The organism is Pseudomonas sp. Tul2A7, from assembly GCF_054790505.1.
In genome coordinates, this window is the sequence record NZ_CP186499.1 from 2,667,627 (window position 1) to 2,687,330 (window position 19,704).

Annotated in this window: 15 protein-coding genes; 3 read left to right on the forward strand and 12 right to left on the reverse strand. The window is 59.9% G+C overall.

What is annotated here, in order from left to right:
- Positions 1-51: 51 nt before the first annotated feature.
- On the forward strand, positions 52-1,422 hold the full coding sequence (gene creD, locus ACOYXJ_RS11970) for a cell envelope integrity protein CreD (RefSeq protein ID WP_460369614.1): 1,371 nt from the start codon (positions 52-54) through the stop codon (positions 1,420-1,422).
- Between the two features lie 199 nt (positions 1,423-1,621).
- On the opposite strand, the gene ACOYXJ_RS11975 is transcribed toward creD, so the two are convergent.
- From ACOYXJ_RS11975 to ACOYXJ_RS12010, 8 genes are all read right to left on the reverse strand, one after another.
- The gene (locus tag ACOYXJ_RS11975) at positions 1,622-2,251 is read right to left on the reverse strand and encodes a glutathione S-transferase (RefSeq protein WP_460369616.1); all 630 of its coding nucleotides are present in this window, start codon (positions 2,249-2,251) and stop codon (positions 1,622-1,624) included.
- Between the two features lie 176 nt (positions 2,252-2,427).
- Positions 2,428-2,607 carry a hypothetical protein gene (locus ACOYXJ_RS11980; RefSeq protein WP_102900101.1) on the reverse strand — a complete coding sequence of 60 codons (180 nt, stop codon included), beginning with the start codon at positions 2,605-2,607 and terminating at the stop codon, positions 2,428-2,430.
- Entirely contained in the window at positions 2,604-3,734 is a 1,131-nt protein-coding gene (locus ACOYXJ_RS11985; RefSeq protein ID WP_460369618.1) for a PepSY-associated TM helix domain-containing protein, read from the reverse strand. The genes ACOYXJ_RS11980 and ACOYXJ_RS11985 overlap by 4 nt, the downstream gene beginning before the upstream one ends.
- A 74-nt stretch (positions 3,735-3,808) precedes the next feature.
- Complete coding sequence (locus ACOYXJ_RS11990) at positions 3,809-6,244, reverse strand: TonB-dependent siderophore receptor (protein ID WP_460369620.1); 2,436 nt, start codon at positions 6,242-6,244, stop codon at positions 3,809-3,811.
- A 235-nt stretch (positions 6,245-6,479) separates the two neighbouring features.
- Positions 6,480-7,454 (reverse strand): FecR domain-containing protein, encoded by a 975-nt coding sequence (locus tag ACOYXJ_RS11995; RefSeq protein WP_460369622.1) that lies wholly within the window; start codon positions 7,452-7,454, stop codon positions 6,480-6,482.
- A complete protein-coding gene (locus ACOYXJ_RS12000; RefSeq protein WP_189684071.1) occupies positions 7,451-7,927 on the reverse strand; it encodes an RNA polymerase sigma factor in 477 nt (158 codons plus the stop codon). The genes ACOYXJ_RS11995 and ACOYXJ_RS12000 overlap by 4 nt, the downstream gene beginning before the upstream one ends.
- Before the next feature lie 335 nt (positions 7,928-8,262).
- A complete protein-coding gene (locus ACOYXJ_RS12005) occupies positions 8,263-8,970 on the reverse strand; it encodes a 3'-5' exonuclease (RefSeq protein WP_186616326.1) in 708 nt (235 codons plus the stop codon).
- A complete protein-coding gene (locus ACOYXJ_RS12010; protein WP_460369624.1) occupies positions 8,967-10,901 on the reverse strand; it encodes a putative nucleotidyltransferase substrate binding domain-containing protein in 1,935 nt (644 codons plus the stop codon). The genes ACOYXJ_RS12005 and ACOYXJ_RS12010 overlap by 4 nt, the downstream gene beginning before the upstream one ends.
- Positions 10,902-11,160: 259 nt before the next feature.
- Between ACOYXJ_RS12010 and ACOYXJ_RS12015 the strand changes: the two genes are divergently transcribed.
- Complete coding sequence (locus tag ACOYXJ_RS12015) at positions 11,161-11,607, forward strand: response regulator (protein ID WP_102900106.1); 447 nt, start codon at positions 11,161-11,163, stop codon at positions 11,605-11,607.
- A 482-nt stretch (positions 11,608-12,089) separates the two neighbouring features.
- On the opposite strand, the gene ACOYXJ_RS12020 is transcribed toward ACOYXJ_RS12015, so the two are convergent.
- Positions 12,090-14,267 carry a malate synthase G gene (locus ACOYXJ_RS12020; protein ID WP_460369626.1) on the reverse strand — a complete coding sequence of 726 codons (2,178 nt, stop codon included), beginning with the start codon at positions 14,265-14,267 and terminating at the stop codon, positions 12,090-12,092.
- A 504-nt stretch (positions 14,268-14,771) separates the two neighbouring features.
- Between ACOYXJ_RS12020 and ACOYXJ_RS12025 the strand changes: the two genes are divergently transcribed.
- Positions 14,772-15,290, forward strand: a complete 519-nt coding sequence (locus tag ACOYXJ_RS12025; protein ID WP_007910018.1) for a glycine cleavage system transcriptional repressor — start codon at positions 14,772-14,774, stop codon at positions 15,288-15,290.
- Positions 15,291-15,513: 223 nt separating this feature from the next.
- Here ACOYXJ_RS12025 and rarD read toward each other — a convergent pair whose 3' ends face one another.
- From rarD to ACOYXJ_RS12040, 3 genes are all read right to left on the reverse strand, one after another.
- Complete coding sequence (gene rarD / locus ACOYXJ_RS12030) at positions 15,514-16,401, reverse strand: EamA family transporter RarD (protein WP_460369628.1); 888 nt, start codon at positions 16,399-16,401, stop codon at positions 15,514-15,516.
- 206 nt (positions 16,402-16,607) lie between these two features.
- A complete protein-coding gene (locus ACOYXJ_RS12035) occupies positions 16,608-17,582 on the reverse strand; it encodes a serine/threonine protein kinase (RefSeq protein ID WP_110720743.1) in 975 nt (324 codons plus the stop codon).
- A gap of 166 nt (positions 17,583-17,748) precedes the next feature.
- On the reverse strand, positions 17,749-19,650 hold the full coding sequence (locus tag ACOYXJ_RS12040; protein WP_460369631.1) for a PhoX family protein: 1,902 nt from the start codon (positions 19,648-19,650) through the stop codon (positions 17,749-17,751).
- Positions 19,651-19,704: the final 54 nt, after the last annotated feature.

Here is a 19,704-nt window from a genome sequence, read left to right on the forward strand (position 1 = left end):
AACCCCCACACCCGATCACCAGACTCTGCCCATCCAAACAGGGAGAGTCCCATGAACAAGAATTTGACCATCAAGCTCGGCGCCATCGCCGTGCTGATCCTGCTGTTGCTGATCCCGCTGCTGATGATCGACGGCGTCATCGACGACCGCCAGCAACTGCGCGACGGCGTGCTCGAAGACATCGCCCGCAGTTCCAGCTACAGCCAGCAACTGAGCGGGCCGGTGATGGTGGTGCCGTATCGCAAAGTGATTCACAACTGGAAAACCAACGACAAGACCAACCAGCGCTACGACGAACCGAGCGAAGAGCGCGGTCGTTTGTACTTCCTGCCGGAGCGTTTCGAACTCGACGGCCAGGTGCAAACCGAACTGCGTGCGCGGGGTATTTATGAGGCGCGGTTGTTCCACGCCGACAACCGCATCAATGGCCATTTCTCGTTGCAAGCACAATTGGGCATTAGAGAAGACTTCAGCGATTACCAGTTCGATGCACCGTTTCTTGCGGTCGGCATCAGCGACATTCGCGGCATCGAAAATGCCCTGAAACTGGAACTCGACGGCCAGCGTCTGGACTTCGTCCCTGGTACGCAAGTCGGTTGGCTCGGTGAAGGCGTACGGGTAACGCTGCCGCTGCTCGACACCAGCAAAACCACGGAACTGAGCTTCGGCTTCGACCTGCGTCTGCAAGGCACCGGTTCGTTGCAAGTGCTGCCAGTGGGCAAGAGCAGCAGCGTCAGTCTCACGGCCAACTGGCCACACCCGAGTTTCATCGGCAATTTCCTGCCGGCCAAACGTGAGATCAACGATCAGGGTTTCAGCGCCGATTGGCAGACCACTTTTTTCTCCACCAACCTGCAAGACGCCATGAGCCGTTGCGTGAGCAGCAATGATTGCGAGGCGTTCAACGGTCGCAGCTTCGGTGTGAGCTTCATTGAACCGGTGGATCAGTACCTGAAGAGTGACCGAGCGATCAAATATGCGCTGCTGTTCATCGTCCTGACGTTCGCTGGCTTCTTCCTCTTCGAAGTACTCAAGAGCCTGGCGGTGCACCCGGTGCAATACGCGTTGGTCGGTGTGGCGCTGGCGTTCTTTTATCTGTTGCTGCTGTCGCTGTCGGAGCACATTGGTTTTGCCCCGGCGTATCTGTTGTCGGCCAGCGGTTGTGTGTTGTTGATCGGGTTTTATGTCTGCCATGTGCTGCGCAGTGTGCGTCATGGTTTGAGCTTTTCGGCAGGGCTGGCGGCTTTGTATGGCTTGCTCTATGGCTTGCTGAGCGCTGAGGATTACGCGTTGTTGATGGGCTCGTTGTTGCTGTTCGGTCTGCTCGGTGTGTTCATGGTGCTGACGCGCAAACTGGATTGGTACGGGATCGGGCAGAAACCGGCGAAGCCGTTGGAGTTTGATGTGGGGGCGATGCAATGAGCGGGTTGCGTGAAGATCAGCGAGAGGTGGAGGTTTTGGTGACACTGATTTTTGCAGCGCTGCCGCCGGAACCGAGGTGGTGCATTCGCGAGCGGGCTCGCTCCCACAGGATTGGTGTTGGCACAGAGATTTCTGCCATACCCAAAAACAATGTGGGAGCGAGCCTGCTCGCGAAGAGGCCGGAACAGGCGCCGCCGATTTAAGGTTTGGGCATGGTCGCGATCATGGACGGTCGCTGACTTACTTCAAAAAACCAGTTGGCCAGTTGCGGGGTGGCGTCACGCCAGCCCAAGTCCGGAAAGCGCAAATCGAGATAACCCAAGGCACAGGCCACGCTGATCGCCGCCACATCGAAATGGCTGGTCAGCTCGGCAATCGCGTCGCTTTCCAGCACAGCGAGGGCGCGGCGGATCTTGTCACGCTGCGCTTCAAGCCATTCATCCCAATGCTTTTCCGGAGCACGCAGGACCATTTCATAACGCACCATCACCGACGCATCCATGATCCCGTCAGCCATCGAGGCCAGGGTCAGACGCCGCCAGCGCGCCGCGCCTTCGCGTGGGATCAGCGGGTTGCCAACGTGTTGTTGATCGAGGTATTCGAGAATGACACGGCTGTCATGGATGACATTGCCGTCGGCCAGACGCAGGGCGGGAATCTTGCCCAACGGGTTATCGGCATTGAGCTCGGCACTCGGGCTGACCGGGCTGAGCACGCAATCTTGCAAGGCAACGCGATCCTGCTGGCCGGTTTCGTGCAGCAACACCATCACTTTGCGCACGAACGGGGAGAGCGTGTTGTGGTACAGGGTCATGCTGGGGGCGGACATTGGCAGGGTCTCGATCAGAACGATGAGGGAGCAGCATAGCCTGTCAGTGCACGAGCTCAAGCCTTGCGCCGAACCAAATGTAGGAGTGAGCCTGCTCGCGATAGCGTAATAACATTCAACACCTATGTTGACTGACCCGCAGCCATCGCGAGCAGGCTCACTCCTACAAAGGTTTTTCAGCTTCGCGGCAGAAAACCTCGTATCGCCAGAAATGCCGGAACACCCAGCCCAACCCAGCTCAATGCATCCCAAATCCCATCCCCCAGCAACGCCGCAAACAACCCTGCTGCACTGAGCAACGCAATCACGATCGGCGTGCTGAATACCTTCCAGAAATTCGACTGACGCGGCTTCATGCAGACGCCTCCGCCGTTTCCAGCACAGGCTTGGCCCCTTTGCGCCGCACCACCCACAGATACACGCCACTGCCGAGCACGATGATCGTCAGCACATCGAGGGTGGCCCAGAGGATCTTCATCGGCATGCCGCCGTAATCACCAAAGTGCAGCGGCTGCGACATGCCCATGGCGTCCATGTACCACGGTCGTTCGGCCACCGCAGTGACCTGCAGCGTTGTGGCGTCGATCAGTACCGGCGTCAACAGATGCGAAGTCAGGTGCGTGCCGCCCTTCATGAACACCGAGTAATGGTGTTCGCTGGAAAAGCGTGTGCCGGGGAAGGCAATGAAATCAGGTTTCATCTCCGGCGCAACTTCAGCAGCGATGTCGAGCAAACGCGTGGCCGGCGCCAGGTGCGTCAGCGGTGGCGCATCGCGGTAAGGCTCGATCAGCGCATTCAGTGCGTCATTGCGCCAGGCAGCGATCAGCAGGTCGGCGCAGGCGCTGATCACGCCGGTCACGCCGACCACCAACGCCCAGGTCAGGGTGACGACACCGATCAGGTTGTGCAGGTCGAGCCAGCGCAGGCGGGTGGATTTGTCCTGGCGTACGGTGCCGAACTTCAAACGGCGCATGAACGGCAAATACAGCACCGTCCCGGACACGATGGCCACGACAAACAGCAGCCCCATGAACGCCAGCAGCAATTTGCCCGGTAGCCCGGCAAACATGTCGACGTGCAGACGCAGGATAAACAGCATCAAGCCGCCGTTGGCGGACGGCGTTTCCAGCGCTTCACCGGTACGCGCGTCGAGCATGAAGGTGTGCGAGGAGTTCGGTTCGGTGCCGGCGGTTTTCGCCATGATCGTCAGTACGGCATTCGGTTCGTCATCATCGAAACCGAAGTACTGCACGACCTCATCGGGGCGATGCTTTTCTGCGGCCTCGACCAGTTGCGCCAGATTCAGACGCGACGTGTCGGCCGGCATCTCGCGCACTTCGGGCGCATCGCCGAGCAGATGTTCGATCTCATGATGGAAGATCAGCGGCAGACCGGTCAGTGCCAGCATCAGCAAAAACACGGTACAGACCAGGCTGGTCCAGGTGTGCACGAACGACCAGCGACGAATTGTTTTACTTTTCATTTCATGACCTTCAAAAACACCAAAGCCGTCCACGAAGGACGGCCTGGTCACAGGGCCTGTTTCAGCTCAGTTGCTTACCACTTGTAAGTGGCGCTGGCGACGACACTGCGCGTGTCGCCGTAGTAGCAGTAGAAGCTGTCGCAGGTGGAAATGTATTCCTTGTCGAACAGGTTGGTCGCGTTGACGGCCAACGACGCGCCTTTGAGGCTGTTGTCCAGACGGCCGAGGTCGTAATGCACCGAAGCGTCGAACACGGTGTAGGCGTCCGCCTTGCCCAGCCAGGTGTTGGCCTTGTCGCCGTAGGTGTTGCCGGTGTAACGCACGCCACCGCCAATGCCGAAGCCGTCGAGGACGCCGGCGTGCCAGGTGTAATCGGTCCACAGCGACGCTTGCTGGTTCGGCATCAGTTGCAGGCGATTGCCCTTGTCGACGCCATTCTGCACTTCCGATTTGGCCAAGGTGTAGGCAGCGATGACTTTGAGGTTATCGGTCACATCGGAAACCGCTTCCAGCTCCAGACCTTTGACTTTCACTTCGCCGGTCTGGCTGGTGATCGACACGTTGTTGACGAAAGTGTTGACCGAAACGTTCTTCTGGGTGAGGTCATACACGGCGGCGGTCAGCAGGGTTTTGCTGCCCGGTGGCTGGTACTTGATGCCCAATTCCCACTGTTTGCCTTCGGTTGGCTTGAGCGAACCGGTCGAGGTAGCGTCGGCGCCTGTGGTCGGCTGGAAGGATTCGGCGTACGACAGGTACGGCACGAAACCGTTGTCGAAGACGTAGCTGAGCGCGGCGTTGCCGCTGAAGGCCTTGTCGCGCTGGGTGTTGGTGGCATCGCCCTTGTTGATGAATTTTGTGCTGGTGTGCACCCAGTCTTCACGGCCGCCGAGGGTCAGGCGCCACTGGTCGAGGGCCATCTGGTCCTGGATGTACAGGCCGGTCTGGTAGGTCTTCTGGTTGTAATCGTAAAACGCGGTGGAACGCGCTGGACGAATGATCGGCTGGCCGTAGATCGGGGTGATCACGTTGGTGCCCGGAGTGGTATCCGAAAAGCCGAAGATCGAGGTGTAGTTGGTGTTGCTGCGCTGATGGTCCAGACCCAACAACAGAGTGTGGCGGATATCGCCAGTGGCGAAGTCGGCCTGGAAGTTGTTGTCCACGGCGAACTGGCTGATGTCTTCTTCGACGCTGGTGCTGGTGCGTCCGACATTGCCTTGATCATCCACTTCGGTGAATGGGTACGACCCCGGCGTCAGCGACTGGAACGACAGATCCGACTTGGTATAACGCAGGTTCTGCTTGAACTGCCAGACATCGTTCAGACGATGTTCGAAGGCATAGCCCAGTGCGTAGTAGGTGCGATCGTAATATTCCCAGTCCGGATCACCCAGATTCTTGTGGTGAGAGATATCGCCGAACGGTGACTTGATCTTGGTGCCCTGAATTGGCAGAAACTGGCTGGTGATGCCGGTATCGTCGCGGGTGAACTGGCTCAGCAGGGTGAGCTTGGTGTCGTCGTCGATGTTCCAGGTCAGGCTCGGTGCGATGTTGTAGCGTTTGTTGTCGACGTGATCGATCTGCGTGCCGCTGTCGCGTACTACGCCGCTGAGGCCGTAGAGAAACTGGCCGGCGTCATCGATCTTGCCGGTGCTGGCGAAGTTGATCTGGCGGTGGTTGTCACTGCCGTATTGCAGCTGGATTTCATTGCTGGCTTCAGCGCTTGGACGACGGCTGACCATGTCGAGCAGGCCGCCCGGTGGGGTCTGGCCGTAAACCGAAGAGGCTGGGCCGCGCAGCAGGGCGAGGCGGTCGAGGTTCCAGGTTTCCTGTTTCGGGTTGGCGTACACGCCTTTCGGCAGCGGCAGGCCGTCGAGGAACTGGGTCGGTTCGAAGCCGCGCACACGCAACCAGTCGGCGCGGGTGTCGCTGCCGTAGCTGCTGGCGGTGATGCCCGGCATGTAGCGCACCGCGTCGTCGAGGCTGTGCACGCTGCGGTCGTCCATTTGCTGGCGGGTAGCGACGGAGATCGAACGCGGTGCTTCGACCAGCGCGGTGTCGGTCTTGCTGCCAGCAGCGGTGCGAGTGGCGGTATAGCCTTCGACCGGGCCCCAGGCGCTTTCGAAGTTTTCCACGCCGATGACGGAAGTTTCCGGCAGGGCCAGCGTTCCTTCAGGCACGGCGACCAGGGTGTAGGTGCCGGTGCTGCTTTGCTCCAGTTGCAGACCGGTGCCGCGCAGGGCCGCACGCAAGGCGCCAGCCGCATCGTACTGGCCGTTGACCGGTGCCGACGTCTTGCCCGCCGCTAGCGACGGATTCAGCGATAGCGCAATGCCGCCTTGGCTGGCGATCTGGTTCAGCGTGGTGGACAGGGGCGCGGCCGGCAGGTTGTAGGCGCGCACGCTGGACGCTTGTTCAGCGGCGAGCAGCGGGCTGCTGATCAGCGGGGCGCCGAGAGCGATGGCGACGGCCAGCAGACTGGGGCGCAACAAGGTGTCTAGCGAACGGGACATACGGCGGCTCCTGAATGGAAACATTTCTCAATTGCCTGTGTGCCGGATGAAAATCAAAAAGTGATAGGGCTGGATGGAAATAATTTCGATTAACTGGAAAACAGCCACATTTCTGCGGGGTTGATCGTTCCCATGCTCCGCGTGGGAATGCCTCAATGGACGCTCTGCGTCCGCTTCGACAGGGACGCAGAGCGTCCCGGGCTGCACTCCCACGCAGAGCGTGGGAACGATCAGGTCAAGGGGAGGAGGGCTCAGCCTTGGCGACAGTGACCCAATACGGCGTATGCCGCTCGATCTGTACCGGCAGGGTCGGCAGCAATGCGCTCAGGGCCTTATCGGTGTCATGCAGCGGGAAGCTGCCGGTAATCCGCAGGTCCGCCACTTCCGGCGCCACGCCCAGATGCCCGCGACGATAACGCCCGAGCTCATGCACCAGATCGCCGAGGCGTGCGTTATCCACCACCAGCATCCCGCGCGTCCAGGCGTCGGCGCCGGGATTGAGCGCGACAATCGAGCCCAATCCGTCACTGCGCAGCAGCACTTGCTGGCCTTCATGGAGGATTTGCTCTTCTGGATTTGCTTGCCCGTGGGCGGCCACGGCCGACTGCAACACGCTCAGGCGCGTGCCTGCTTCTTCACGCTTGACCAGAAAGCGCGTACCCAAGGCGCGCATGCTGCCTTCGCGGGTTTCAACGATGAACGGGCGCGCATCGCCATGACCGGTCTCGACGAGAATTTCGCCTTCCTGCAACACGATCAGCCGGCGCTTGTCATCGAACCGCACATCCACCGCACTGTGGGTATTGAGATTCAGCACAGTGCCATCCGCCAGGTGCACGGTGCGCTGTTCGCCCGTAGCCGTGCGTTGATCGGCGAGCCAGTAATCCAGCGGCATAAACCGTTCGCTGGCGAAAAGCCCCACACCAACAAGCACCACGACGCTGGCCAGCCCGCTGCCAAGTTTGCGCACCCGCCGGCGAATGCCCTCGCGTGATTGCAGCAGCGCACTGCGCGCCGGCCCTTTGGCCACGCTGAAACGCTGATCGAGCATGCCCAGTTGCCGCCACGCACGGGCGTGTTCTTCATGGGCCGCATGCCATTTGGCGAACTCTTCGCGCTCCAGCGGACTGCTCGAGTCGAGGGTCAGTTGCCAGGCAATCGCCGCATCCAGCACATGCGCCGGCACCGGTCTGGAACTGGCCGGGCTCATGTCGGCTCACCGTACAGGGCGATGTAGCACTGGCGAATGCCTTGCGCCAGATACTGGCGCACGCGCGGCACCGAGACGCCGAGCTTGTCGGCGATCTCGGCATGGCTGAGGCCATCGAGGCGGTTATAAAGGAAAGCGGCGCGGGCCTTGGTCGACAGTTTGCCGAGCAAGCGGTCGATGGCTTTGAGGTCTTCGAGGATCATTTGCTGTTCTTCCACCGACGGTTGTTCGCCTTCGGGGATCAGCATCAGTTCGGTGAGGTAGGCCTGTTCCAGCGCCGCGCGACGGAAGTAGTCGAACAGCAAGCCTTTGGCGATCGCCACCAGAAAGGCGCGCGGCTCGCGGGGTGTCAGCATTTCGTCGCGACCGAGCAGGCGCACAAAGGTGTCCTGACTCAGGTCTTCGGCACGCTGCGGACACGCCACATTGCGTCGCAGCCATGCCAACAGCCAACCACGATGGTCGCGATACATCGCACCGACGAGCTCACTGTTAGGGCTTGGGACTGACGACACCGGACATCACCGATTGGGAAATATTAACTAACGCGAATTGTTCGCGATTGTGGCAGAGGTGGGAATGGTTAGCAATTGGCCACTGGTCGGGTGGGCGGCGAAGGCAAACCCTCACCCTAGCCCTCTCCCAGAGGGAGAGGGGACCGATTGGGGGATATTGACGCAATACACCGACGTGAAAGATTTCTGCTGAATCCATAATCGACTCGGTTTCTCAGGTCGATGGAAAACCCGAGACACCTCGGTCGGCTCCCTCTCCCTCTGGGAGAGGGCTGGGGTGAGGGGCTTTTGATTCAGAACGAAGGCGCCTGCTGCCGCCGCTTCCACTGACTCAACCGCTGCTGCAAGTTCAACGGACTATGAATCTGCTGCCCCCGCGCCCGGCTGAACAGAATCAACGCCAGTTCCGCCGTCGCCAGCGCATCGGCGCTCGCGTTATGCCGCTCGAACACCTCAAGCTTGAACCAGTCGATCCACTCATCCAGCCCGGCCTCACGAATGTGCGCCTGTGGGCAAACCAGCGGTGCAATGTCGGCGACATCCAGAAACACCTGCTGCAACTTGTGCCCCAGATGCTCCTTCAACGCGCGCCCGAGCATGTGCTGATCGAACGGCGCATGAAACGCCAATACCGGGCTGTCACCGACAAACTCCATGAACTCCAACAATGCTTCGGCCGGCTCACTGCCCGCCGCAATCGCATTCGGCCCCAGCCCGTGAATCAACACGCTGGGGCTGAGCTTCAATTCGCGACATTGCAACGTGCGTTCGAACTGCTGGCTGAAATCGATCGCGCCGTCCTCGATCACCACCGCGCCAATCGACAACACCCGATCCTTGTTCAGGTTGAGTCCGGTGGTTTCCAGATCCAGCACCACCCAACGTTGTTCACGCAACGTGCATTCGCGCAGTTCGGTAATCGCCGGCAGCTGCGCCAGACGCTGCTGGAAATCCACCGGCACCACCGCACTCGCCGGGCGCAGCCACGAAAACAGGCTCATAGCTGATACCGCAAGGTCAGGCTGCTTTGCAGGCGTTGAGCCTGTCGCAACGATTCACGCAGGATGCGCCGGTCGAGGTGATTGAGGCTGTCGGGATCGACGCGGTTGGAGTACGGCTGGTTCTCCCGCGTCTGCAGTTGATGCTGTTGCATGCGGGTCTGCTGAATGAAGTGATACGCCTCTTCATACGCCGCGCCGTCCAGCCGTTCGATGACTTCTTTATCGACCAACTGACGGAAGCGTTCGAGGGTGTTGTTGGCGTCGATGCCGTTGGCCAGTGCGAGCAGTCGCGCGCCATCCACGAACGGCGTCAGTCCCTGAACCTTCAGGTCCAGCGTGGCTTTCTCGCCATTCTTGCGCGCCAGCACAAACTCGCGGAAACGCCCCACCGGCGGGCGATTGCGCAGAGCGTTTTCGGCCATCATGCGCTGGAACAAACGGTTGTCACCGACCTGATCAAGAATGCCTCGGCGCAGTTGTTCACAGCCTTGTTCATCACCCCAGACCACGCGCAAGTCGAAATAAATACTCGACCCGAGCAGATTCTCCGGCGTCGCCTCACGAATAAAAGCTGCAAAGCGCCGTGCCCATTCTGCCCGCGACAGACACAGCTCGGGGTTGCCGGCCATGATGTTGCCCTTGCACAGGGTGAAGCCGCACAGCGCCAGACTCTGGTTGATCTGCTGGGCAATCGGCAGCAGCTTGCCGCGAATCTCCGCTGCATGGGCGGCATCGCGGGCGTCGAACAGAATGCCGTTGTCCTGATCGGTGTGCAGGGTCTGCTCGCGCCGGCCTTCGCTGCCGAAGCACAGCCAACTGAACGGCACGCCGGGATCGCCTTTTTCCGCGAGAGTCAGTTCGATCACCCGGCATACGGTGTGGTCGTTGAGCAGGGTGATGATGTGGGTGATCTGCGTCGAAGAAGCGCCGTGGGCGAGCATGCGCTCGACCAGTTGGCCGATCTCACCACGCAGGCTCACCAGTTGTTCGACGCGTTGCGCGCTGCGAATCGTCCGCGCCAGATGCACCAGGTCGACCCGTTGCAAGGAAAACAGATCGCGCTCGGAGACCACGCCGCACAGGCGCTGATCCTTGACCAGACAGACGTGGGCGATATGCCGCTCGGTCATCGCAATCGCCGCGTCGAAGGCACTGTGATCCGGCGAAAGATAAAAGGGCGAAGGCGTCATATGGCGCTCGATGGCTTCACTGAAATCGCCGATGCCTTCGGCCACGACATGGCGCAAATCGCGCAGGGTGAAAATCCCCAGCGGCGCCTTGTGTTCATCCACGGCGACGATGCTGCCGACCTGCTGCTCATGCATCAACTTCACCGCTTCGCGTAGTGGCGTGTCGGGGCTGCACGTTACAGGGTGACGCATGGCCAGTTCGCCGAGGCGAGTGTTCAGCGAGTACTGGGTGCCGAGGGTTTCCACGGCTTTCTGCTGCACTTGCTGATTGACCTGATCGAGCAGGCTGCTGACCCCGCGCAAGGAGAAGTCGCGAAAGGCGTTGGAAAGGGCAAACAGTTTGATGAACGCCAGTTTGTTCAGTTGCAGGCAGAAGGTGTCTTCGCCGGCCAGGTGTTCGGTGCGGGTCGCGCGTTCGCCGAGCAATGCGGCCAGCGGAAAACATTCGCCGGTGGTGATTTCAAATGTGGTCTCGGTGCCGGGTTTGGTGATGTGCTGACGTTCGCCGACTACCCGACCCTGTTTGACGATATAGAAGTGCTCGACCGGGCCGTCGGCGGGTTTGATGATGCTCTCGCCCTGAGCGTAAAAGCGCAGTTGGCATTGCTCGACCAGATACGCGAGGTGGGCATGTTCCATCTGATTGAAGGGCGGGAAGCGCTGGAGGAATTGCAGGGTGCCCTGAATGTTCTGCAATACCGCGGTTTTCCCTGCCTGGGTGAAGGCGTCCGCTTTACTCATAACCATTACCGCAGTCTTTTTCGAATTGTTGTTGTCGGATCGTTACGGCCATGGTCGACCCCTACGGACAGGGTGCCCATTGGACGTAAGTCTAGGTTTTGCCACCATTGGCGCAGTTTCGGAGATTCCCTACGCAAACAGTCGGAAATTCCCTTGCTTGCCCCCTTGGAAAAAAATCCGACGAAGTGCACATTGAAGCTCTGCTTAGCGATGTCTGACGACTGTGCCAGGTGATTGATTTGAAAACGTAGAGAATGCCATGTCCGACCACGATATTTTGAGCGACGCCGAGCGTGAAGCGCTCAGCGCTGTAATGCTCGAACCCGACTTGCCGCCGCAGCGCGTACTGATCGTCGATGACGACAAGGACGCCCGGGAGCTGTTGTCGGAGATTCTCGCGTTGGACGGTATTCGTTGCATGACCGCGGCCAGTGGCGAAACGGCGCTGAAGATGCTTGAAGACAAACCTTCGATCGGCCTGGTCATCACCGATCTGCGTATGGGCCATGTCGGTGGGCTTGAGCTGATTCGGCAAGTGCGTGAGTCGGTGCGGGCGGCGATGCCGATCATCATTGTGTCCGGCGATGCCGATGTGAAAGACGCGATTGCGGCGATGCATTTGAGCGTGGTGGATTTTCTGCTCAAGCCGATTGATACGGGCAAGTTGCTCGGTCTGGTCAAACACGAGTTGGGTATCGATCCTTAAAAGCCCCTCACCCTAGCCCTCCCGAAACGTCGGACCGCCCATAGGGAGAGGGGACTGACCGAGGTGGATGTGCAAGGTACACCGACCTGTAATTCCTCAGTCGAACTCCGGGTTTGTAAAGCCCAAAGATCGGCCCCCTTTCCCCTTTCCCCTCTACCTTGGCAATTCCTGAGCCGAGCTCAGATTTTGAAAAGCACAGAGATCGGCTCCCTTTCCCCTCTACCCTGGGCAATTCCTGAGCCGAGCTCAGATTTTGAAAAGCATACAGATCTGCTCCCTTTCCCCCTCTACCCTGGGCAATTCCTGAGCCGAGCTCAGATTTTGAAAAGCATACAGATCTGCTCCCTTTCCCCCTCTACCCCTTGGGGGAGAGGGCTGGGGTGAGGGGGGTCGATCTCAAGCCCACCACAAATACCAGCCCACACCGCACAAACAAAAAAGCCCTGATCTCTCGACCAGGGCTTTTTCACATCTACGCAAATTTACTGGCCATTAGCAGCCTTGAACTCGCGACGACGACGGTGCAATACCGGCTCGGTGTAACCGTTTGGCTGCTTGGTACCTTCAACCACCAGTTCGACCGCCGCCTGAAAGGCGATGTTGCTGTCGAAGTTCGGTGCCAGCGGACGGTACAGCGGGTCGTTGGCGTTCTGACGATCCACCACCGGCGCCATGCGCTTGAGGCTTTCCATCACTTGCGCTTCGGTGACCACACCGTGGCGCAGCCAGTTGGCGATGTGCTGGCTGGAGATACGCAGCGTGGCACGGTCTTCCATCAGGCCGACGTCATTGATGTCCGGGACTTTCGAGCAACCCACGCCCTGGTCGATCCAGCGCACCACGTAACCGAGAATGCCCTGGGCATTGTTGTCCAGTTCGTTCTTGATCTGCTCCGGCGTCCAGCTCGGATTGACCGCCAGCGGGATGGTCAGGATGTCGTCGACCGAAGCGCGAGCACGTTTGGCCAGTTCGGCCTGACGCGCGAACACGTCGACCTTGTGGTAGTGCAGCGCATGCAACGCAGCAGCCGTTGGCGATGGAACCCAAGCGGTGTTGGCGCCGGCCAGCGGGTGAGCGATTTTCTGCTCGAGCATCGCCGCCATCAGGTCGGGCATCGCCCACATGCCTTTACCGATTTGCGCACGACCTTGCAGGCCGGTGCTCAGACCGATATCGACGTTCCAGTTTTCGTAGGCGCCGATCCACTTCTCAGCCTTCATGTCGGCCTTGCGCACAACCGGGCCGGCTTCCATGGAGGTGTGGATTTCGTCGCCGGTACGGTCGAGGAAGCCGGTGTTGATGAACACCACGCGCTCACTGGCTGCCTTGATACAGGCCTTGAGGTTGACCGTGGTGCGGCGCTCCTCGTCCATGATCCCGACTTTCAGAGTGTTACGTGTAAGGCCCAGCACGTCTTCGATGCGGCCGAACAGCTCGTTGGTGAACGCCGCCTCTTCCGGGCCGTGCATCTTCGGTTTAACGATGTACACGGAACCGGTGCGGGTGTTGCGGCGCGAGGTGTTGCCGTTGAGGTTGTGCATCGCCGCGAGGCAAGTGACCAGACCGTCGAGGATGCCTTCCGGCACTTCGTTACCGTCTTTGTCGAGGATCGCGTCGATGGTCATCAGGTGGCCAACGTTACGCACGAACAACAGCGAACGACCGTGCAGGGTCACTTCACCGCCATTCGGCGCGGCGTAGGTGCGATCCGGGTTCATGGTGCGGGTGAAGGTCTGACCGCCCTTGGACACGGACTCCGCCAGGTCGCCCTTCATCAGGCCGAGCCAGTTGCGGTAGATCACCACTTTGTCGTCGGCATCGACCGCAGCGACAGAGTCTTCGCAGTCCATGATGGTGGTCAGCGCCGCTTCCATCAGAATGTCTTTGACGCCGGCGGCATCGGTCTGGCCAACCGGGGTGGTGGCGTCGACCTGGATTTCGAAATGCAGACCGTTGTGTTTCAGCAGGATCGCGATTGGCGCGTTGGCGTCGCCCTGGAAACCGATTAATTGTGCATCGTCGCGCAGGCCAGTGTTGCTGCCGCCCTTGAGGGTGACCAGCAGTTTGCCGTCAGCGATTTTGTAGCCGGTCGAGTCAACGTGAGAGCCAGCAGCCAATGGCGCAGCTTCGTCGAGAAACGCACGGGCGAAGGCGATGACTTTGTCGCCACGCACCTTGTTGTAGCCTTTGCCTTTTTCCGCGCCCCCGTCTTCGCTGATCGCGTCGGTGCCGTAGAGGGCGTCGTACAGCGAACCCCAGCGGGCGTTCGAGGCATTGAGAGCGAAGCGGGCGTTCATCACCGGCACAACAAGTTGCGGGCCGGCGGTACGGGCGATTTCATCATCGACGTTTTGTGTCGTTGCCTGGAAATCAGCCGCTTCTGGCAGCAGATAACCGATTTCTTGCAGGAAGGCTTTATAGGCCACGGCGTCGTGCGCCTGACCGGCGCGTTCCTGATGCCAGGCGTCAATGCGAGCCTGGAAGTCATCGCGTTTGGCGAGTAGGGCTTTGTTCTTCGGCGCCAGGTCATGAATGACCTTGTCGGCACCTTCCCAGAATTTTTCGGCGGTGAGGCCGGTACCGGGAATGGCTTCGTTGTTCACGAAGTCGAACAGGACTTTGGCGACCTGCAGGCCACCGACTTGAACGTGTTCAGTCATTGCTTGCCTCACTCTGCTCAGCTATTTCGCTTTTCAGCTCTTCAATTTTGACAATGAAGCCTCTGGCCATTTAAACCACAAACCTGCCGACCAGTACATGCCATTGCGGGCGGCTGGGCTGGGACCAATCAAAGGCTTGGGGCCTTGCTGACGGGGCTTTCAGGGTTGCGAACAGGCCTTGGGCAGACATCGATCCAGCGTTATGTAGTGCGCGCTGCGGCATACTACATGATGAGTTGCGCTTGTGAAAATCAGACTAATTACGTCGTTCTGCGACCTCATGTCGCATTGCGGTCACATCGCGGAACGGGATGTTCTCAAAAAACAGATGGATTGTTCCAGCTAAATATAAAAAGTTGTACACATAAATGCTATTTGGCTGCTATGGCAGCGGTTTATGTGGGAGCGAGCCTGCTCGCGAAAGCGTCGGTCGACTCAACGCAAAATCGACCCTTGCCTATACTTCCCCTTCTATAACAAAAGTCATGACAAGAGGGCTGCGCCATGGACCATCTCGTACTCACCGTTTTTGCCCCGGACAAGCCCGGACAGGTCGAGCGCATCGCCCAATGCATCGCCGAGCACGGCGGTAACTGGCTGGAAAGCCGCATGTCGCGGATGGCCGGGCAGTTCGCCGGGATTCTTCGGGTCGGCGTGCCGGCGGAGGCTTACGACGAATTAGTCGATTCCTTACAAGCATTGTCGACGCATGGCATCCGCGTATTGATTGCCGAGAGTGGCATCGAGCAGTCCTGCACCTGGAAACCGATCGCCATGGAGTTGGTGGGCAATGATCGGCCGGGGATTGTGCGCGACATCACCCGCTTGCTCAGCGAGCAGGGCGTGAATCTGGAAAGGCTGGTCACGGAAGTGCGTCCAGCGCCGATGAGCAGTGAGCCGCTGTTCCACGCTGAAGCTATCCTCGCGGTGCCACTGACCCTGTCGCTTGATGTCTTGCAGTCGCGTCTGGAAACCCTGGCTGACGATCTGATGGTCGAACTGGTGTTACGCACAGACGTTTAAGGGTCGATCAGGTTATCCAGTTTAAACGTGCACCTGCCTGTGGATAACCTGTAGAGGCCGGGCGCAGCGTCAAGCCGGCCGGGGCTTGCGCGGAACTGATCAAAAAACCGCCAACATTCAGTGACTTGCACACAAACGGCGGGGATCACGCTGTGGATAACCTTGGGAAGGAACGATGCAGGCCACGAGAACCGTGGCCTGTGAGGGTTTGTACGTTTTTTGATCAGCTGCGTCGGCGTAAACTGATCACCGCATCGACGCTGTAAACGGCCAGACCGGCCCAGATGAAGATAAACGCCACTAACGTGCTCGACGACAAGTGCTCGCCGAACAGCAGTACAGCTTGCAACAGCACCAGGGTCGGCGCCAGGTATTGCAGGAAGCCGATCGTGGTGTACGGCAAGTGGCGCGTGGCGGCGTTGAAGCACACCAGTGGGATCAACGTCACCGGCCCGGCCGCTACTAGCCACCAGGCTTGGGACGTAGTCCAGAACTCAGGTTGCGCGCTGGTCGCGGTCTGGTTGAAAAGCAGCCAGGCAATCGCGATCGGTACCAGCATCCAGGTTTCCACCACCAACCCCGGCAACGCCTTGACCGGTGCCTGTTTGCGGATCAAGCCGTAGAAGCCAAAAGTCAATGCCAGCACCAGCGACACCCACGGCAGACTGCCGACCTGCCACACCTGTTGCGCGACACCAACCGCCGCCAGACCGACCGCAATCCACTGCATCCGTCGCAAGCGTTCGCCGAGGATCAACATCCCCAACAGCACGTTTACCAAGGGATTGATGTAGTAACCGAGGCTCGCTTCGAGCATGCGCCCGTTGTTCACCGACCACACGTAGGTCAGCCAGTTGGCCGCAATCAGCGTGCCGCTCAGGGCCAGAATCGCCAGTCGCCTGGGATTGTCGAGCAATTCGCGCAACCAGCCCGGGTGTTTCCACACTATCAGCAACAGCGCGCCAAACAGCGCCGACCACAGCACCCGGTGGATGATGATCTCGACCGCCGGCACTTCGGCGATGGCTTTGAAGTAGATCGGGAACAGACCCCAGATGATGTAGGCACTCAGGCCCAGAATGTACCCGCGACGCGGGTTGGCGGCTTGCATGCAGAATCCTTGCTTAGGCAGCTAACAAAGGAGGGATTGTAAGGAGATTTGTCGGCGAGTGCCGTAGCGTAATGGTCGGGAAATTGTGAACACCGGACAAATGTAGGAGTGAGCCTGCTCGCGATCGCGGTCTGACATTTAACATTTACGTCGACTGACAAAGCGCTATCGCGAGCAGGCTCACTCCTACAAGGGGGAGGTGGTGATCAGAAAAGTTTCAGCGGTTCTTCGTTGAGCGCGGACAATTGCTCACGCAACGCCAACACCTGATCGCCCCAATAGCGCTCGGTGCCGAACCACGGGAAACTGTGCGGGAATGCTGGGTCATCCCAGCGGCGCGCCAGCCAGGCGCTGTAGTGCATCAGACGCAAGGCACGCAACGGTTCGATCAGCGCCAGTTCACGCGGATCGAAATCGTGGAATTCGTTGTAGCCATCCATCAACTCCGACAACTGCCCCAGGCATTCCTGACGATCACCGGCGAGCATCATCCAGATGTCCTGCACCGCCGGGCCCATGCGGCAGTCGTCGAGGTCGACGATGTGGAACATCTCGTCACGGCACATCATGTTGCCGGGGTGGCAATCGCCGTGCATGCGGATGTTCTGGTGCGGTGTGTTGGCGTAAGCATCTTCCACGCGTTTAAGCAGGTCGCGGGCGACGGACTCGTAGGCCGGCAGCAGGCTTTTCGGAATGAAATTGCCTTCGAGCAAGGTGTTCAGCGAGGCGTGGCCGAAGTTCTGCACGGCGAGCGCTTCACGGTGTTCGAACGGCTTGGTCGCGCCGACCGCGTGAATCCGCCCGAGCAACTGGCCGAGGCGGTACAACTGATCAAGATTGCCCGGCTCCGGCGCACGGCCGCCGCGACGCGGGAACAGGGTGAAGCGGAAACCTGCGTGCTCGTGCAGCGTTTCGCCGTTGTGGATCAGCGGCGCCACCACGGGGATTTCGACGTCGGCCAGTTCGAAGGTGAATTGGTGCTCTTCGAGGATGGCTTCGTTGGTCCAGCGTTGCGGACGGTAGAACTTGGCGATCAGCGGTTCGGAGTCTTCGATGCCGACCTGATAGACGCGGTTTTCGTAGCTGTTGAGCGCCAGAATGCGCGCATCGCTGAGGAAGCCGATGCTTTCAACGGCATCGAGCACGAGGTCGGGGGTGAGGGTTTCAAACGGGTGGGCCATGCTGACTCCTGCGCGCAGCAGGCTGCCGCGTCCGGCCCAGCATGGTAGCGCAGATGGCAGGCCCTTAGGGGTTTGGTGTCTGTGCTGACGCTATCGCGAGCAGGCTCACTCCTACAGGGGATCTCATTCCCAATGTGGGAGCGAGCCTGCTCGCGAAGGCGGTGTGTCAGGCGCCGACGATTCCACCATCCTCGCGAGTGATCGCCATCACCGAAGACCGCGGCTTGCCATTCGGCAAATGCTCAGGGAACGTCGACCCGCCGTTCTCCCCCGGATGCTGAATCCCGACAAACAGGGTCTTCTGATCCGGCGAGAAGCTGATCCCCGTCACCTCGCAACCAATCGGCCCGACCATGAACCGACGAATCTCACCGGTCTTCGGATCGGCACAGAGCATCTGGTTATTGCCCATCCCGGCAAAGTCCCCGGCGTTGCTGGAGTCGCCATCGGTGAGAATCCACAAGCGCCCGGCCTTGTCGAAGCCCAGACCATCCGGGCTGTTGAACATGTTCTGCGGGGTGATGTTCTTCGAGCCGCCCTTCGGCGTCCCGGCATGTACGCCCGGATTGCCGGCAACCACAAACAGGTCCCAGGCAAACGTCTTCGACGCGTGATCGTCGCGGTCGGTGCGCCAGCGCAGGATCTGCCCGTAGACGTTCTTCTCACGCGGGTTCGGCCCACCGACTGGTTGCCCGTCTTCGCCGCGTTTGGCGTTGTTGGTCAGGGTGCAATAAACCTGGCCGTCTTTCGGACTGACGACGATCCATTCCGGGCGGTCCATGCGCGTTGCGCCGACTACGCTGGCGGCGAGGCGCGCGTGGATCAGCACTTCGGCCTGATCGGCAAAACCGCTGCTGGCGTCGATGCCGTTTTTGCCGTGGGTCAGCTCGATCCACTGGCCCTGGCCTTTCGGGTGATCGGGGTTGCTGTCGCCAGCATCGAACTTGGCCACGTACAGGGTGCCGTGGTCGAGGATGTCGCGGTTAGCCTTGGCGTTGCGGTGGTTGATGCGGTCGCGGCTGACGAATTTGTAGATGAACTCGCCACGCTCGTCGTCGCCCATGTACACCACGGCGCGGCCGTCATCGGTCTCGGCCAGTGCGGCGTTTTCATGTTTGAAGCGGCCCAGCGCGGTGCGTTTGACCGGAGTCGATTGCGGATCGAACGGATCGATTTCGACCACCCAGCCGTGACGGTTGAGTTCGTTGGGGTTCTTGGCCATGTCGAAACGCGGGTCGTACGGGTGCCAGTTGATCTCGCGGCTGGCGATCGAGACGCCGTAGCGTTTTTGCGCCGGGTCAAACTGCTGCTGGGCGTTGCTGCTGCCGAAGCAGTCGGTGAAGTTTTCTTCGCAGGTCAGATAGGTGCCCCACGGGGTTTTACCGTTGGCGCAGTTCTGGAAGGTACCGAGGACTTTTTTGCCGTGTTTGTCGGCGGCGGTTTTCATCAAGTCGTGACCGGCCGCTGGACCGCTGATGCGCAGCGGCGAGTTACCGTGAATACGGCGGTTGTAGCGCGAGCCTTGGACGAACTGCCACTGACCGTTTTTGCGCTGCACTTCAATCACCGACACGCCTTCGCAGGCCAGCGCCTTGCGCACGTCTTCGGCCGATTGCGGCATGCCGCCGTGCGGGTAGAGATAGCGGTAGTTGGTGTATTCGTTGTTGATCGCCATCAATGCGCGGTTGCGGTCGTCGGGGAAGGCGAACAGGCTCATGCCGTCGTTGTTGTCGCCGAACTGCACTTCCTGTGCGGCGGCGGTGCCGTTGCCGCTTGGGTCGAAGGCCGGGCCGTTCTTGTGCAACGGTTGGCCCCAACTGATCAGCACTGACGACTTGTAACCTTTGGGCAGCGTGATGACATCGGTGGTCGCAGCGGGAATGCTCTCGAAACCGAGCAGGCGGCTGTTGCCGGCGCTGACGCCGGTGGCCAGTGCGCTACGGCTCAACAGGCTGCCGCCGAGGAACATCGCCGCGCCGCACAGCGCACCGGCGCCGATGAAACCGCGACGGCTGAGGCCGACCATTTTTTCCAGGTCAGTGGATTGGTTTTCTTCTAATAGGCTCACATCAGGCTCCCTGCTTGGTTTTGGCAGCTACCTTAATGAGCGTCGATGACGCTT

Bases quoted from the DNA above. Each gene is read 5' to 3' on its own strand.
- creD (WP_460369614.1), top strand. From the start codon at position 52: ATGAACAAGAATTTGACCATCAAGCTCGGCGCCATCGCCGTGCTGATC.
- ACOYXJ_RS11975 (WP_460369616.1), bottom strand. From the start codon at position 2,251: ATGTCCGCCCCCAGCATGACCCTGTACCACAACACGCTCTCCCCGTTC.
- ACOYXJ_RS11980 (WP_102900101.1), bottom strand. From the start codon at position 2,607: ATGAAGCCGCGTCAGTCGAATTTCTGGAAGGTATTCAGCACGCCGATC.
- ACOYXJ_RS11985 (WP_460369618.1), bottom strand. From the start codon at position 3,734: ATGAAAAGTAAAACAATTCGTCGCTGGTCGTTCGTGCACACCTGGACC.
- ACOYXJ_RS11990 (WP_460369620.1), bottom strand. From the start codon at position 6,244: ATGTCCCGTTCGCTAGACACCTTGTTGCGCCCCAGTCTGCTGGCCGTC.
- ACOYXJ_RS11995 (WP_460369622.1), bottom strand. From the start codon at position 7,454: ATGAGCCCGGCCAGTTCCAGACCGGTGCCGGCGCATGTGCTGGATGCG.
- ACOYXJ_RS12000 (WP_189684071.1), bottom strand. From the start codon at position 7,927: ATGTATCGCGACCATCGTGGTTGGCTGTTGGCATGGCTGCGACGCAAT.
- ACOYXJ_RS12005 (WP_186616326.1), bottom strand. From the start codon at position 8,970: ATGAGCCTGTTTTCGTGGCTGCGCCCGGCGAGTGCGGTGGTGCCGGTG.
- ACOYXJ_RS12010 (WP_460369624.1), bottom strand. From the start codon at position 10,901: ATGAGTAAAGCGGACGCCTTCACCCAGGCAGGGAAAACCGCGGTATTG.
- ACOYXJ_RS12015 (WP_102900106.1), top strand. From the start codon at position 11,161: ATGTCCGACCACGATATTTTGAGCGACGCCGAGCGTGAAGCGCTCAGC.
- ACOYXJ_RS12020 (WP_460369626.1), bottom strand. From the start codon at position 14,267: ATGACTGAACACGTTCAAGTCGGTGGCCTGCAGGTCGCCAAAGTCCTG.
- ACOYXJ_RS12025 (WP_007910018.1), top strand. From the start codon at position 14,772: ATGGACCATCTCGTACTCACCGTTTTTGCCCCGGACAAGCCCGGACAG.
- rarD (WP_460369628.1), bottom strand. From the start codon at position 16,401: ATGCAAGCCGCCAACCCGCGTCGCGGGTACATTCTGGGCCTGAGTGCC.
- ACOYXJ_RS12035 (WP_110720743.1), bottom strand. From the start codon at position 17,582: ATGGCCCACCCGTTTGAAACCCTCACCCCCGACCTCGTGCTCGATGCC.